Source organism: Rhabdonatronobacter sediminivivens, assembly GCF_013415485.1.
Taxonomy (GTDB): domain Bacteria; phylum Pseudomonadota; class Alphaproteobacteria; order Rhodobacterales; family Rhodobacteraceae; genus Rhabdonatronobacter; species Rhabdonatronobacter sediminivivens.
This window is the reverse complement of the sequence record NZ_JACBXS010000058.1, coordinates 1-14,199: the sequence shown is the minus strand read 5'-3', so window position 1 is coordinate 14,199 and position 14,199 is coordinate 1. Positions and strand designations below refer to the sequence as shown.

General features: G+C 64.1%; 15 protein-coding genes and 1 tRNA gene. All 16 read left to right on the top strand.

Going from position 1 to position 14,199, the window contains the following annotated elements; genetic code table 11:
• Positions 1–179 precede the first annotated feature (179 nt).
• Positions 180–899, top strand: a complete 720-nt coding sequence (gene recO / locus HUK65_RS16805) for a DNA repair protein RecO (RefSeq protein WP_179907432.1) — start codon at positions 180–182, stop codon at positions 897–899.
• Positions 900–1,120: 221 nt separating this feature from the next.
• Positions 1,121–3,445 carry an ATP-dependent Clp protease ATP-binding subunit ClpA gene (gene clpA / locus HUK65_RS16800; RefSeq protein WP_179907431.1) on the top strand — a complete coding sequence of 775 codons (2,325 nt, stop codon included), beginning with the start codon at positions 1,121–1,123 and terminating at the stop codon, positions 3,443–3,445.
• Between the two features lie 241 nt (positions 3,446–3,686).
• Entirely contained in the window at positions 3,687–4,754 is a 1,068-nt protein-coding gene (recA, locus tag HUK65_RS16795; RefSeq protein ID WP_179907430.1) for a recombinase RecA, read from the top strand.
• Positions 4,751–5,317 (top strand): hypothetical protein, encoded by a 567-nt coding sequence (locus tag HUK65_RS16790; protein WP_179907429.1) that lies wholly within the window; start codon positions 4,751–4,753, stop codon positions 5,315–5,317. Before recA ends, HUK65_RS16790 begins: the two co-directional genes overlap by 4 nt.
• 89 nt (positions 5,318–5,406) lie before the next feature.
• Positions 5,407–8,061, top strand: a complete 2,655-nt coding sequence (gene alaS, locus HUK65_RS16785; RefSeq protein ID WP_179907428.1) for an alanine--tRNA ligase — start codon at positions 5,407–5,409, stop codon at positions 8,059–8,061.
• Positions 8,058–8,351 carry a DUF1330 domain-containing protein gene (locus tag HUK65_RS16780; RefSeq protein WP_179907427.1) on the top strand — a complete coding sequence of 98 codons (294 nt, stop codon included), beginning with the start codon at positions 8,058–8,060 and terminating at the stop codon, positions 8,349–8,351. The genes alaS and HUK65_RS16780 overlap by 4 nt, the downstream gene beginning before the upstream one ends.
• A gap of 28 nt (positions 8,352–8,379) precedes the next feature.
• Positions 8,380–8,859, top strand: coding sequence for a UPF0262 family protein (locus HUK65_RS16775; RefSeq protein ID WP_179907426.1), 480 nt, complete (start codon positions 8,380–8,382; stop codon positions 8,857–8,859).
• Positions 8,860–9,321: an arsenate-mycothiol transferase ArsC gene (locus HUK65_RS16770; RefSeq protein ID WP_179907425.1), complete on the top strand. Its 462-nt coding sequence runs from the start codon at positions 8,860–8,862 to the stop codon at positions 9,319–9,321.
• Positions 9,318–9,716 (top strand): ketosteroid isomerase-related protein, encoded by a 399-nt coding sequence (locus HUK65_RS16765; RefSeq protein ID WP_179907424.1) that lies wholly within the window; start codon positions 9,318–9,320, stop codon positions 9,714–9,716. The genes HUK65_RS16770 and HUK65_RS16765 overlap by 4 nt, the downstream gene beginning before the upstream one ends.
• Positions 9,713–10,300, top strand: coding sequence for a GNAT family N-acetyltransferase (locus HUK65_RS16760; protein WP_179907423.1), 588 nt, complete (start codon positions 9,713–9,715; stop codon positions 10,298–10,300). The genes HUK65_RS16765 and HUK65_RS16760 overlap by 4 nt, the downstream gene beginning before the upstream one ends.
• Entirely contained in the window at positions 10,297–11,175 is an 879-nt protein-coding gene (locus HUK65_RS16755; RefSeq protein ID WP_179907422.1) for a carbon-nitrogen hydrolase family protein, read from the top strand. Before HUK65_RS16760 ends, HUK65_RS16755 begins: the two co-directional genes overlap by 4 nt.
• Before the next feature lie 88 nt (positions 11,176–11,263).
• Positions 11,264–11,482 (top strand): translation initiation factor IF-1, encoded by a 219-nt coding sequence (gene infA / locus HUK65_RS16750; protein WP_021097168.1) that lies wholly within the window; start codon positions 11,264–11,266, stop codon positions 11,480–11,482.
• Entirely contained in the window at positions 11,482–12,060 is a 579-nt protein-coding gene (locus tag HUK65_RS16745; RefSeq protein ID WP_179907421.1) for a Maf family protein, read from the top strand. The genes infA and HUK65_RS16745 overlap by 1 nt, the downstream gene beginning before the upstream one ends.
• Complete coding sequence (locus HUK65_RS16740) at positions 12,057–13,109, top strand: ribonuclease E/G (RefSeq protein ID WP_179907420.1); 1,053 nt, start codon at positions 12,057–12,059, stop codon at positions 13,107–13,109. Before HUK65_RS16745 ends, HUK65_RS16740 begins: the two co-directional genes overlap by 4 nt.
• Before the next feature lies 1 nt (position 13,110).
• Positions 13,111–13,287, top strand: a complete 177-nt coding sequence (locus HUK65_RS16735) for a DNA gyrase inhibitor YacG (RefSeq protein WP_179907419.1) — start codon at positions 13,111–13,113, stop codon at positions 13,285–13,287.
• A gap of 95 nt (positions 13,288–13,382) precedes the next feature.
• A tRNA-Phe gene (locus HUK65_RS16730) sits at positions 13,383–13,457 on the top strand.
• The last annotated feature ends 742 nt before the right edge of the window (positions 13,458–14,199 follow it).

The following is a 14,199-nucleotide window of genomic DNA, read 5'->3' as shown; positions in this document are numbered from 1 at the left end:
CCGCCGGTTGGGTGGGTTTCAGTTCACCCGGAGATTACGCCGCCATCGAATTTCCACCAACTCCGCGACACGACCGCCATGACCCTGTGCAGGCTATGCCTTTGCGCGGCGCGAGGAAAGCGCAACGCTGCGCGCGGACAAGGATTGCACCCCGGCCGGACTTCGCCCTAGGTGATGCGATGGAATGGCGCGATCAGGGGGTGCTGTTGTCCATGCGCAGGCATGGCGAAAGCGCCGCGATCATCGAGGTTCTGACAGAAACGCGCGGGCGCCATGCCGGGGTGGTGCGCGGCGGTGGCGGGCGGCGCATGGCCCCGGTGCTGCAACCGGGCGCGCAGTTGGATCTGGTCTGGCGTGCGCGGCTGGAGGATCACCTGGGCAGCTTTGCCGTGGAACCTCTGCGTCTGCGCGCTGCCGAGGCGATGGCGGACCGGTTGGCGCTTCTGGGGCTGGGGTCCGTCTGTGCGCTGCTGCAATTTGCCTTGCCCGAACGCGCGCCGCAACCGGTGCTGTATCCCGCCAGTTGCGCCCTTCTGGACCGGTTGGGCCAGGAGGGCTGGCTGCGCCGGTATCTGGCCTGGGAGCTTCAGTTGCTTGAGGCGACCGGCTATGGGCTGGACCTTTCGCGCTGCGCTGTCACTGGCACGGCTGAGGGGCTGGCCTATGTCTCGCCCCGTACGGGCCGGGCGGTGAGTTTGTCCGGCGCCGGGCCCTGGGCGGACCGGCTGTTGCCTCTGCCGCCGGGGCTGGACGGGCAGGGGGGCATGGACCGGGACGGTCTGCTGGCGGGGTTGCGCGTGACGGGGCATTTCCTCGCAACCTGGCTGGCGCCCGCGCTGGGCGATCGCCCCCTGCCCGAGGCCCGCGCCCGCTTTCTGCGCGCAGTTGAACGGTCGTGATCTGCCCCCGCGCTCCTTCGCCGCGGGGCCGTTCAAGGCCAGCGAAACGTGCTGTTTTTTCGGCGCCGGGGCCACAGGCGATCACGGCAATTTGCGGTCAGCAGAAAAAAAACTTGAAGCGGCGGCCAGAAAACCGAAGTTTAACCTTAGTGGTTCATGGTTGGGTCTGAGGTGGCTGCCAGCTTCCCGGGCGTCCCAACACCAAATACAGGAGCGACATCGTGCCATCGTTCTCGACAACTCTGGAACAGTCCATTCACGGCGCCCTGGCGCTGGCAAACTCGCGCCGGCACGAGTTCGCGACCTTGGAGCATCTGCTGCTCTCCTTGATCGACGAACCTGACGCGGCCCAGGTCATGCAGGCCTGCAATGTGGATCTGGACAAACTGCGCAACACCCTGCTCGAATTCATCGAGCAGGAACTCGCCTCGCTGGTAACCGATATCGACGGGTCCGAAGCGGTGCCCACCGCGGCCTTTCAGCGCGTGATCCAGCGCGCGGCGATTCATGTCCAGAGCTCGGGCCGCAATGAGGTGACCGGCGCCAATGTGCTGGTCGCCATCTTTGCCGAGCGGGAGTCGAACGCCGCCTATTTCCTGCAGGAGCAGGACATGACCCGCTATGACGCGGTGAATTTCATCGCCCATGGCGTGGCCAAGAATCCGGCCTTTTCGCAATCCCGCCCGGTCTCCGGCGCCGATCAGCCCGAGGCTGATGGCGCCGAAGCCTCGGCCAAGGAAGAGGAAAAGGACAGCGCGCTGGCGAAATACTGCGTCGATCTGAACGCCAAGTCGCGCAAGGGCGATGTGGACCCGCTGATCGGCCGCGCGGCCGAGGTCGAACGCTGCATCCAGGTGCTGTGCCGTCGGCGCAAGAACAACCCGCTGCTGGTGGGTGATCCCGGCGTTGGCAAGACCGCCATCGCCGAGGGGCTGGCCAAGAAGATCGTCGAAGGCGAAACGCCCGAGGTTCTGGCCGAATCGACCATCTATTCGCTGGACATGGGCGCGCTGCTGGCTGGCACGCGCTATCGTGGTGATTTCGAGGAGCGGCTGAAATCGGTGATGAAGGAGCTTGAGGACCACCCCGATGCGGTGCTCTTCATCGACGAGATTCACACCGTGATCGGGGCTGGGGCGACCTCGGGCGGGGCGATGGATGCGTCGAACCTGCTCAAGCCCGCGTTGCAGGGTGGCAAGCTGCGCTGCATGGGCTCGACCACCTACAAGGAATTCCGCCAGCATTTCGAAAAGGACCGTGCCCTGTCGCGCCGGTTCCAGAAGATCGATGTGGTGGAGCCTTCGGTGGAGGATTCGGTCAAGATCCTGATGGGGCTGAAACCCTATTTCGAAGGCCACCATGACATCCGCTACACCAATGACGCCATCAAGATGGCGGTGGAGCTGTCGGCGCGCTACATCAATGATCGCAAGCTGCCGGACAAGGCAATCGACGTGATCGACGAGGCTGGCGCGGCGCAGCATCTGGTGGCCGAATCGAAGCGGCGCAAGACCATCGGGCCGAAGGAGATCGAGGCTGTCGTGGCCAAGATCGCCCGCATTCCGCCCAAGAACGTCTCCAAGGATGATGCCGAGGTGCTGCGTGATCTGGAAACCTCGCTCAAGCGGGTGGTTTTCGGGCAGAATGCCGCGATCGAGGCGCTGTCGTCATCGATCAAGCTGGCCCGTGCCGGTCTGCGAGAGCCGGAAAAGCCCATCGGCAACTATCTGTTCGCCGGGCCGACCGGCGTAGGCAAAACCGAGGTGGCCAAACAGCTGGCCGGGACCCTTGGTGTCGAACTGCTGCGCTTCGACATGTCTGAATACATGGAAAAGCATGCCGTTTCGCGGCTGATCGGCGCTCCTCCGGGCTATGTGGGCTTTGACCAGGGCGGGTTGCTGACCGATGGCGTGGACCAGCATCCGCATTGCGTGCTGCTGCTCGATGAGATCGAAAAGGCGCATCCCGATGTCTACAACATCCTTCTGCAGGTCATGGATCACGGCAAACTGACCGATCACAACGGCCGTCAGGTGGATTTCCGCAACGTGATTCTGATCATGACCTCCAACGCTGGCGCCGCCGAGCAGGCGAAGGCTGCGGTTGGCTTCGGCCGCGACCGGCGCGAGGGCGAGGATACCGCAGCGATCGAACGCACCTTCTCGCCCGAGTTCCGCAACCGTCTGGATGCCGTGATCAGCTTCGGTGCCTTGCCGAAAGAGGTCATCATGCAGGTGGTGGAGAAGTTCGTCTTGCAGTTGGAAGCCCAGTTGATGGACCGCAATGTGACCATCGAACTGACCCCTGAAGCCGCCGAATGGCTGGCGGAAAAGGGCTATGATGACCGCATGGGCGCCCGCCCGCTGGGCCGGGTGATCCAGGAGAACATCAAGAAACCGCTGGCCGAAGAGCTTCTGTTCGGGCGTCTGACCAAGGGGGGCGTGGTGCGCGTGGGCATCAAGGATGGCGCCATTGATCTGCAATTGAGCGAACCGGGCGCCCCGCGACTGTCCGGCAACAAGCCGCCGCTGCTGACCGCGGACTGACCCAAACGCAGCAAGCGCATTTTCAGGCCCCCGCGATGGGGGCCTGTTTGCGTTCCGGCAGCATGAATCCGCGCCGCGCCGGCGTTTGTAAACCTTTGCTTAACCATGTTGGGGAATGCTGAAAGGGTTGAATTTGCTGTTGCAATGTTCCTGATTTGTGCCCATGTTCGAGTCAGGAACGTTAATCGAACAAACCAGCGATTGCCGCGCGCTTCGCGCTGTGAAATAAGGATCGGAACCTATGGCTGTGGCGAACCTTCTGGATATGACCGACAAGCGAGCACAAGACAGGCAGAAAGCGCTGGATTCCGCGCTGGCCCAGATCGAACGTCAGTTCGGCAAGGGGTCCATCATGAAACTGGGCGCCGACAACCCGGTGGCCGAGATCGAATCAACCTCGACCGGCTCCTTGGGGCTGGACATCGCGCTGGGGATCGGCGGCCTGCCCAAGGGCCGCGTGATCGAAATCTATGGCCCCGAATCCTCGGGCAAGACCACGCTGACCCTGCATGTGGTTGCAGAGGAGCAGAAAAAGGGCGGTGTCTGCGCCTTTGTCGATGCCGAACACGCGCTTGACCCGCAGTATGCGCGCAAACTGGGCGTGAATCTGGATGAGCTGCTGATCTCGCAGCCGGACACTGGTGAACAGGCGCTGGAAATCGTCGATACACTTGTGCGTTCGGGTGCAGTGTCGCTGGTGGTGGTCGATTCGGTCGCCGCGCTTACACCCAAATCGGAACTGGAAGGCGACATGGGCGACTCCAGCGTCGGCGTCCATGCCCGGTTGATGAGCCAGGCCATGCGCAAGCTGACCGGTTCGATCTCGCGGTCGAACTGCATGGTCATCTTCATCAACCAGATCCGCATGAAGATCGGCGTGATGTTCGGCTCGCCCGAAACCACCACCGGCGGCAATGCGCTGAAATTTTACTCCTCGGTCCGGCTGGACATCCGCCGCATCGGCTCCATCAAGGACCGCGATGAGGTTGTCGGCAACTCCACCCGCGTGAAAGTGGTCAAGAACAAGGTTGCGCCGCCGTTCAAGCAGGTGGAATTCGACATCATGTATGGCGAGGGGATTTCGAAGACCGGCGAATTGCTGGACCTCGGCGTCAAGGCAGGCGTGGTTGAGAAATCGGGTGCCTGGTATTCCTATGGTGATGAGCGCATCGGCCAGGGACGTGAAAACGCCAAGACCTTCCTGAAATCCAACCCTGCCATCGCGCAGGAGGTTGAGGACAGGATTCGCGCCGCCCATGGGTTGGATTTTCATATGGCGGCCGAGGACAATCCGCTTGTAGACGAGTGACCCCAACACCGGCACAGGCAACACGGGCGGAACTCGAGGCTGCAACAGCCGGAATTTCCGCCGCCCCCGCCGATGGGGCCGCCATTGAGATGCCTTGCCTGCGTCCGGGCTATGGTGAACGGCGTTTTGTCGACCGGATCGAGGTGACGCGGGACAGAGGCATTCCGGGCGAACGCTGGGAGGGCAGCCCTTGGCTGCGGCTTCCGGATGGCAGGCCCCACCCGGGCATCCAGATCAGCATCCTGCAGCGCAGGGTGCTGGATCTTGTCTGGCGGGATCGCCAGAATGTCGTGCATCCGGGCGATACCTTTGTCGCGGACATGGACCTCTCCGTGAGCAATCTGCCCGAGGGGCAGTTGCTGGACGCCGGAACGGCAATCCTGCGCGTGTCCGAAGTGTTCAACGATGCCTGTGTGAAATGGAAGGTGCGTTATGGCACCGCGGCCAAGGACTGGGTGAACGCGCCCGCGCATCGCGCGCTGCGTCTGCGGGGTGTCTTGTGCAGTGTGGCGCGTGACGGGGTGATCCGGCAGGGCGACCGGCTGCGCAAGCTCAACCCCTGAGGCAAGCAGCCGCGTGGGGTGTGGACAGGCCAGGGGTGCGGGGCTAAACGGGTCAGCACTGCATCGCACCGATCAAAGGCCCGACTCGCATGGCAAGTCTGAACGATATCCGCTCGACCTTTCTTGATTACTTTGCACGCAACGGCCACTCGGTGGTGGACAGTTCACCCCTGGTCCCGCGCAATGATCCGACGCTGATGTTCACCAACTCGGGCATGGTGCAGTTCAAGAATGTCTTCACCGGGCTGGAGCACCGCGATTACAACCGCGCTGCCACCAGTCAGAAATGCGTGCGTGCGGGCGGCAAGCATAATGATCTGGACAATGTCGGCTATACCGCCCGGCATCATACGTTTTTTGAAATGCTGGGGAATTTCAGCTTCGGCGACTACTTCAAGGACGAGGCCATCGCCTTTTCCTGGGAGCTTCTGACCCGTGATTTCGGCATCCCGGCAGACCGTATGCTGGTCACCGTCTATCACACCGATGATCAGGCCGCAGAGATCTGGAAAAAGGTCGCTGGCCTCTCCGATGACCGGATCATCCGCATTCCCACCGACGACAATTTCTGGCGGATGGGGCCGACTGGCCCCTGCGGTCCGTGCACGGAAATCTTCTTTGACCATGGGGACCATATCTGGGGCGGCCCGCCAGGCAGCGCTGAGGAAGACGGCGACCGTTTCATCGAGATCTGGAACCTGGTCTTCATGCAGAATGAGCAGCATGCTGACGGGCGGATGACCGAGCTGCCGAACCAGTCCATCGACACGGGCATGGGGTTGGAGCGGATCGGTGCGCTGCTGCAGGGCAAGCATGACAACTACGACACCGATCTGATGCGATCGCTGATCGAGGCCAGCGCCAACGCCACCAGCACCGACCCGGATGGCAAGGGCAAGATGCATCACCGGGTGATTGCGGATCACCTGCGCTCGACCGCGTTCCTGATCGCTGACGGGGTGATGCCCTCGAACGAAGGGCGCGGCTATGTCCTGCGCCGGATCATGCGCCGCGCCATGCGCCATGCACATATGCTGGGCGCGCAGGATCCGGTCATGTATCGGCTGGTCCCGGCGCTGGTGCGGCAAATGGGGTCGCATTACACCGAGCTGGTCCGCGCGAAGGCCCTGATCGAAGAAACCCTGAAGCTGGAGGAGTCCCGTTTCCGCCAGACCCTGGACCGCGGGTTGAAGCTCTTGGATGCCGAACTGGCCGAGTTGCCCGAGGATGCGCCTTTGCCGGGCGCGGCGGCCTTCCGACTGTATGACACCTATGGCTTCCCGCTGGACCTGACCCAGGATGCGCTGCGCGAAAAGGGCCGCGCGGTCGAGGTTGAAGGCTTCGACGCGGCCATGGCCGAGCAGAAGGCCAAGGCCCGCGCAGCATGGGCGGGCTCGGGCGAGGCGGCGGATTCGGCGATCTGGTTGCAACTGGCGGACCGTTTCGGCGCCACCGAATTCCTGGGCTTTGACACTGAAACCGCCGAAGGCGAAGTGCTGGCGCTGGTCGCTGATGGGGCGGAAACGGACAGCGCCGATGGTGCGGTGCAGATCGTGGTGAACCAGACGCCTTTCTATGCCGAATCCGGCGGTCAGGTGGGTGATACCGGCTTCATCCGCTGGGATGGGGGCGAGGCTGAGGTTCAGGACACGCAAAAGGCCGCGGGCGTATTCATCCATAGCGCCCAGGTGACCGAAGGCACCCTGCGCAAGGGAACGCCCGTCAAGCTGGAAGTGACCCACGCCCGCCGCCGCGCCATCCGGGCCAATCATTCGGCCACGCATCTGCTGCACGAGGCGCTGCGCCGCGCATTGGGGGACCATGTGGCGCAGAAGGGCTCGTTGAACGCGCCGGACCGGCTGCGGTTTGATTTCAGCCATTCGAAGGGCATGAGCGCCGAAGAGCTGGCCACGGTCGAGGCCGAGGTCAACGCCTTCATCCGCCAGAATGCCCCCGTGGAAACCCGGATCATGACCCCGGATGAGGCGCAGGGCATCGGCGCGCAGGCGCTGTTCGGCGAGAAATACGGCGAAGAGGTCCGCGTGGTGTCGATGGGTACCCTGCCCAATTCGGGCAAGGGCACGGATGGGGCCACCTATTCGCTGGAACTCTGCGGCGGGACTCATGTGGAGCGCACCGGCGATATCGGGGCCTTTGTCTGTCTGGGCGACAGCGCCTCGGCGGCGGGCGTGCGGCGGATCGAGGCGCTGACCGGGCAGGCGGCGCTGGATCATCTGCGCACCCAGTCCACCCGGCTGGACACGGCGGCGGCGCTGCTGAAGACGCCCCCCGCGAATGTGGCGGACCGGCTGCGCGCGCTGATGGAGGAGCGGCGCGCCCTGCAGAACGAGGTTGCGCAACTGCGCCGGGAACTGGCCACCGGTGGCGGGGGCGGCGGGGCCGAGACGCGCGAGGTGGCAGGCATCAAGCTGATTGCACAGGTGCTCAAGGGCGTTTCGGGCAAGGAACTTCCGCCCGTGATCGACGAGATGAAAGCGCGCCTGGGCTCCGGCGTGGTGGTGCTGATTGCTGACACAGGCGCCAAGCCGGCCGTGGCAGCGGGGGTGACGGCGGATCTGACCGAGCGGTTGTCGGCCGTGGATCTGGTGCGTGCGGCTGTTGCGGCGCTGGGGGGCAAGGGCGGCGGTGGGCGCCCGGACATGGCGCAGGGCGGCGGCGCCGACATCGCCCAGGCCGAGGCCGCGCTGAAAGCCGCCGAAGACGTGATCGGAGGAATGCAATGACCGCACTGTGGATAGCCAATGTCCATGTGACCGACCCTGACGCCTATGGTCGCTACGCCGCGCTCGCCACCGAAGCGATCTCCGCGCATGGTGGCGTGTTCCTGGCCCGCGCCGGGCGGCATGTGCAGCTTGAAGGGCGCGACCGGGCGCGCAATGTGGTTGCGCGCTTCCCATCGGTGGAGGCAGCGGTCGCCTGCTACAACTCGCCCGCCTACAGGGAGGCGCTGGAGCATGCCCGCGGCGCCTCGGAGCGTGACCTTGTGGTTGTGGAAGAGGTCGCGCCCGAGTGACCCTGCGACCAAGGCTTGAGGGACGGCCATGAACCGGATCTGCCAGATCGAGATCGACGACAGCGGTCTGCCCGCGCCCACGCCCGAGGTCGAGCAGGAGCGCAAGGTTGCGATCTTCGACCTGCTTGAGGACAACAGCTTCACCCTTCCGGCCAAGGATGGCCGCCAGGCGCCCGATGGTCCCTATCGCCTGGCACTGGCCATCCGCGAACGGCGTCTGGTGATTGATGTCGCGCAAGAATCCGGCGCCGAGGTGGTGCAGTTCCAGCTCAGCCTTGGGCCCTTCCGGCAGGTGGTCAAGGATTACTACCAGATATGCGACAGCTATTTCGATGCCGTCAAGCGCCTGCCACCCAGCCAGATCGAAGCCATCGACATGGCGCGGCGCGGCATCCACAACGAAGGTGCGCGCATCCTGCAGGAGAGGATGGATGGCAAGGCGGAGATGGATATCGACACCGCCCGGCGCCTTTTTACCCTGATCTGCGTCCTGCATTTCGGGGGTTGAATGGCCGGGCCCTTTCCTTCGTCGGTGCTGTTCTGCTGCGACCACAATTCCGTGCGCTCGCCCATCGCCGAAGGGTTGATGAAGAAATACTACGGCCAGCGCGCCTATGTGCAATCCGCCGGCGTCCGCAACGACCGCGAGATCGACGGGTTTTCCATCGCCGTCAGCGCCGAGGAGGGGGTGGAACTTGCGCGCCATCGGTCGCGTTCCTTCGAGGAAATGGCGCAATGGGGCGATGATCTGACCGGCTTTGACCTTATCATTGCCCTGTCGCCCGCAAGTCAGCGGCTGGCGCAGGAACTCACCCGCTATGCGCATATTGACGTGGAATACTGGCCGATCATGGACCCCACCGGGCTGGGTGAGGGGCGCGAGGCGAAGCTGAACGCCTATCGCCAGACCCGTGACCAGATCCGCGACCGCATGCTGGCCCGCTTTGGCCCACCAACGGAGGAAACATGAGCCGAGAGATCATCGAACGCTACTTCGCCGCCTTCAACGCCGGGGATGGCGATGGCATGCTGGCGCTGGTCAGCGATGATGTCGAACACCACGTCAACCAGGGCGATGTGCGCCATGGCCGCGCCGCCTTTGCCGAATTCTGCGCGCATATGGGGGTCAGCTATCGCGAGGAACTGCGCGACATGGTGATCTTTGTGAATGACGATGGCACCCGTGCGGCGGCGGAATTCACCGTACACGGCGAATATCTGCAGACCGACCCCGGCCTGCCCGAAGCCCGTGGCCAGCGCTATGTCCTTCCCGCCGGGTCGTTCTTTGCCCTGAAGGATGGCAAGATCACCCGCGTGACCACCTATTACAACCTGCAGGACTGGATCGCCCAGGTTTCGGCATGAGCCTGCGTTTCGCCTCCCTTGTCGGTGCCGATGCTGCGCCGGTGCTGGACGATCTGGCCGCGCTTCGGATCGCGGTGTTCCGGGACTGGCCGTATCTCTATGATGGCGATCTGGAGTATGAGCGTCGCTACCTGACCGCGTATCGCGACAACCCGAATGCCATCGTGGCGGCAGCTTTCGACGGCGACCGGTTGGCGGGGGCGGCCACGGGCACGCCGATGACCGATCACGCCGATGACTTCGCCGCCGCGTTCGACGGCACTGGCTACGACTTGTCGGAAATCTTCTATTGCGCGGAATCGGTCTTGCTGCCCGAATATCGCGGGCAGGGGGCCGGACATCGGTTTTTTGACATGCGTGAGGTCCATGCGCGCGCGCTGGGCGCCAGATATGTCGCATTTTGTGCAGTGCAGCGCCCGGCGGATCATCCCGCCCGGCCCACCGATCATCGCCCGTTGGATGATTTCTGGCAGAAGCGCGGGTATCGCCAGTTGCCCGGGGTCATAGCCGAATTCGGCTGGAAGGATATCGACGCACCCGAGGAAACCCGCAAACCCCTCCAATTCTGGATGAGAGAGCTATGAAGATCGCCGCCGCCGCCTATCCCCTGGATTTCTTTGCTGACAGTACAGCCTATGAGGCCAAGATCACTGCCTGGGTCGCGGATGCCGCGGGGCAGGGGGCTGATCTGCTGGTGTTCCCGGAGTATGGCGCCATGGAACTGGCCAGCCTTGGCGGGGCGGATGTGGCCGCGGACCTGGAGGGCAGCCTGCATGAGGTCGCGCGCCACTGGCCGATGGTGGATGCGCTGTTCGTCCGGCTGGCCGCCAGGCATGGGGTGCATATCCTGGGCCCCAGCGGGCCGTTCTTCGACGGCCCCGGCCGCCCGGTGAACCGCGCGGTGCTCTATGGTCCCGAGGGCGTGATTGGTCATCAGGACAAGCAGATCATGACCCGGTTCGAACGCGAGGACTGGGACGTTGCCGCCGGCGCCGGGCTGAAGGTCTTTGACACGCCGCTGGGCGCGATCGGCATCGTCATCTGCTATGACAGTGAATTTCCCCTGCTGGCCCGTGCTCTGGCCGAGGCGGGCGCCCAGATCCTGCTGGCCCCCAGCGCCACGGAAACCTATGCGGGGTATACGCGGGTCAAGGTGGGTTCGATGGCACGGGCGTTGGAAAATCAATGTGTTGTGGTCCATTCTCCGACCATTGCCCCGGCGCCCTGGTGCCCGGCGGTGGATATGAATGTGGGCGCCGCAGCCATCTATGGCCCCCCGGACCGGGGCTGGCCCGAAGATGGCATTCTGGCGCAGACCCGGCTGAACGTTCCCGGCTGGGCAGTGGCCGAGGTGTCTCTGGACGCTATCGCCGAGGTCCGCCGCGACGGAGGCGTCCTGAACCATGCCCATTGGCCTGAACAGGCCGAACGGCTGAATCTGGCGGTAAAACGCGGCTGAACGGCAGTTAACGCTTGAAAAACCGCACAACCGGGCGCATCTAATGCGCGTCCGCGACTCTGGCGGGCGTGGTACGGACGGAGTGAACATGGCCAAGGAAGAACTGCTCGAATTCCCCGGCGTCGTGAAGGAACTCCTGCCCAATGCGACATTTCGGGTCGAGCTGGAAAACGGCCATGAGATCATCGCACATACGGCAGGGAAGATGCGCAAGAACCGCATCCGGGTTCTGGCAGGCGACCGGGTTCAGGTTGAAATGACCCCCTATGATCTGACCAAAGGGCGGATCAACTACCGCTTCAAGTGATGCGGCTCGTCCTCGGCTCGGCCAGTCCGCGCCGCGCACAGATCCTGGCGCAGATCGGCGCCCGGGTTGATGATATTCGCCCGGCGGATATCGATGAAACGCCTGCACGGGCGGAACTGCCGCGCGCCTATTGCAACCGCATGGCCGCGCAGAAGCTTGACGCCATCACGGCCGACCCTGATGATTTGATCCTGGCCGCCGATACCACCGTGGCGCTGGGGCGGCGTATCCTGGGAAAACCGCAGGACGCGGCCGAAGCTGCGCGCTTTCTGCTGGCGCTGTCCGGGCGGCGGCATTCGGTGATCACGGCGGTCGCCTTGCGTCATGGTGCGCGCCAATGGTCCCGCAGCGTGGTCACGGCGGTCAGGATGAAGCGGCTGTCTGATGCAGAGTTGAACGAATACCTGGCCTGTGAGGAATGGCGCGGCAAGGCGGGTGGTTATGCCATCCAGGGCCGCGCCGGGGCGTTCATCCCATGGATTTCAGGGTCCTTCACCGGGGTGATGGGCCTGCCCGCTGCGGAAACCGCGCAGATCCTGCGCGCGGCGGGTCTGCAACTGGACGGGGAGGCGGCATGAAGGGGGTTGTCATCGCCTTGGGTAGCCTGAACGGGCAGGAGGTCGCTGCGCGCATGATTGACGGGCAGCTTGAGGATCTGCTGGTCGCCATGCCCGATGGCACCCTGGCCCCCGGCGCCATCTGCCGCGCGCGGGTGGGGCGCCAGATCAAGGGCATGGGGGGCGTGTTCCTGGACCTGCCCGGCGGGCAATCCGGCTTTCTGCGCCAGGCCAAGGGGTTGCGCCCGGGGCAGACATTGCTGGTTCAGGTCTCGGGCGTGCCCGAGCCGGGCAAGGCAGTGCCGGTCACGCCCCGGCTGACGATCAAGGGGCGGTATGGCATCGTCACCCCGGATGCTCCCGGGGTCAATGTTTCCCGCCAGGTGACCGAGGAGGGCGAACCCGCCCGTCTGGCCGCGCTTGGACAGGCCGCCATGGCCGGGGCGGATGCGTCCATGGGGCTGATCCTGCGGTCCGGCGCCGAGGGCGTGGCCGAGGGTGTGCTGACAGAGGACATCGCCGCCCTGCGCGACCTGGCGCAGCGTCTGCTGGCCGATACCTCGGGTCCGCCTGAATTGCTGCTGGACGCCCCCGGCCCGCATGACACCGCCTGGCGCGACTGGACCACCCCGGACCCGGATGAGGTCGCCACCGGCCCCACCGCCCTGCGCGATCATGGCGTGATCGACGCCATGGACGCCCTGATCGCGCCAGTGGTCCGTCTGCCGGGGGGCGCCAGCATGGCAGTTGAGCCCACCCGCGCCCTGGTCGCTGTGGATGTGAACACTGCCGAAGGCAGCCCTGCTGCCGGGTTGAAGGCCAGTATCGCCGCCGCGCGTGAACTGCCCCGGCAATTGCGGCTGCGCGGGCTGGGCGGGCAGGTGCTGGTGGATTTCGCCCCCTTCCCGCGCAAGGAGCGCACGACGCTGGAGCAGGTTCTGCGCGCGGCCTTCCGCCGTGATGGCCCTGCCACCACGCTTGCCGGGTGGACACCGCTGGGGAATTTCGAATTGCAGCGTCGGCGCGAGGCAATGCCACTGGCGGCTGCCTTGCGGCACAGGGGGGGCTGACATGGCATGCCCCATCTGCACCAAACCCACCGATCCACGCTACCGCCCCTTCTGTTCGCGCCGCTGCGCCGATGTCGATCTGGCGCGCTGGCTCCGGGCAGATTACGCCCTGCCCGGCACCCCCGTTGACCCGCTGGAGGGGGATGAGGACACTCCCCCGCCGCCCCGATTGCAGTAACCTGTCTGTGGGCGCAGTTTTTTCCCGGCCCCCTCTGGACAGCCTCCGCAGCCTCGCATAATACACCCTCACCCAGCGCATTCTCGCGCTCCCGTGCCCGGGTAGCTCAGGGGTAGAGCAGTGGACTGAAAATCCTCGTGTCGGTGGTTCGATTCCGCCCCCGGGCACCATTTTGGCGCGCAAACACATATTTTTAAAGCGTTTTTCGTGATAGGGTTTAGCCTAACTGACTATAGACCTGACATAACGTAAGGTTAGGCTAAGTTGCTTTGTTGCTGTAACGCGCAACGAACATGTCCCAGATCGAGGTGTGGCCGGGGATTTGTGGGAATACGTGCGTTAAGCCGGGATTTGGCGGTAATTCAACGCGTTGCGGCGTGGCTGGGGGCGGCGGTCGCGGTGCTCGCCCTCCGGAAATTGAGACATTTTGAACCATTCTAAGTGGCCTGAGCGCGGAGGCGAGGTGAGAGCGCCGTCGCGGCTTCAATCGTTCAAGGCACTGTGAATGCGTATGAAATCCCCTATTACAGGGCCTCCTTGGCGTGGCGTCGGTTTGCGCTGACATGCAAATTTTTATGCACCTTTTGCACCCTGTTGCTAGTTTTGTAATATCAATGATTTACGGGCCGCTCCGCCTTGAAGCGATGCAAATCCGTGGCGCCGCCTCAGCTATGCGTCGGACGCATAGCTGAGGCCGGTGAACGCGGGTGGCGTCGTCCGAGCGTAGGCCCGCTCACGAAAGCGCCTTGGCGATCAGCGGCAGCTTGAAGAACGTCTCATACGAAATCCGTTTGATCAGTTCGGTTGGACACGGCCGGGCCACCAGTGGAAGCCAGGTCGTGTCGCGGAGTTGGTGGAAATTCGATGGCGGCGTAATCTCCGGGTGAACTGAAACCCACCCAACCGGCGGCT

Bases quoted from the DNA above. Each gene is read 5' to 3' on its own strand.
- recO (WP_179907432.1), top strand. From the start codon at position 180: ATGGAATGGCGCGATCAGGGGGTGCTGTTGTCCATGCGCAGGCATGGC.
- recA (WP_179907430.1), top strand. From the start codon at position 3,687: ATGGCTGTGGCGAACCTTCTGGATATGACCGACAAGCGAGCACAAGAC.
- alaS (WP_179907428.1), top strand. From the start codon at position 5,407: ATGGCAAGTCTGAACGATATCCGCTCGACCTTTCTTGATTACTTTGCA.
- HUK65_RS16780 (WP_179907427.1), top strand. From the start codon at position 8,058: ATGACCGCACTGTGGATAGCCAATGTCCATGTGACCGACCCTGACGCC.
- HUK65_RS16775 (WP_179907426.1), top strand. From the start codon at position 8,380: ATGAACCGGATCTGCCAGATCGAGATCGACGACAGCGGTCTGCCCGCG.
- HUK65_RS16770 (WP_179907425.1), top strand. From the start codon at position 8,860: ATGGCCGGGCCCTTTCCTTCGTCGGTGCTGTTCTGCTGCGACCACAAT.
- HUK65_RS16765 (WP_179907424.1), top strand. From the start codon at position 9,318: ATGAGCCGAGAGATCATCGAACGCTACTTCGCCGCCTTCAACGCCGGG.
- HUK65_RS16760 (WP_179907423.1), top strand. From the start codon at position 9,713: ATGAGCCTGCGTTTCGCCTCCCTTGTCGGTGCCGATGCTGCGCCGGTG.
- HUK65_RS16755 (WP_179907422.1), top strand. From the start codon at position 10,297: ATGAAGATCGCCGCCGCCGCCTATCCCCTGGATTTCTTTGCTGACAGT.
- infA (WP_021097168.1), top strand. From the start codon at position 11,264: ATGGCCAAGGAAGAACTGCTCGAATTCCCCGGCGTCGTGAAGGAACTC.
- HUK65_RS16745 (WP_179907421.1), top strand. From the start codon at position 11,482: ATGCGGCTCGTCCTCGGCTCGGCCAGTCCGCGCCGCGCACAGATCCTG.
- HUK65_RS16740 (WP_179907420.1), top strand. From the start codon at position 12,057: ATGAAGGGGGTTGTCATCGCCTTGGGTAGCCTGAACGGGCAGGAGGTC.
- HUK65_RS16735 (WP_179907419.1), top strand. From the start codon at position 13,111: ATGGCATGCCCCATCTGCACCAAACCCACCGATCCACGCTACCGCCCC.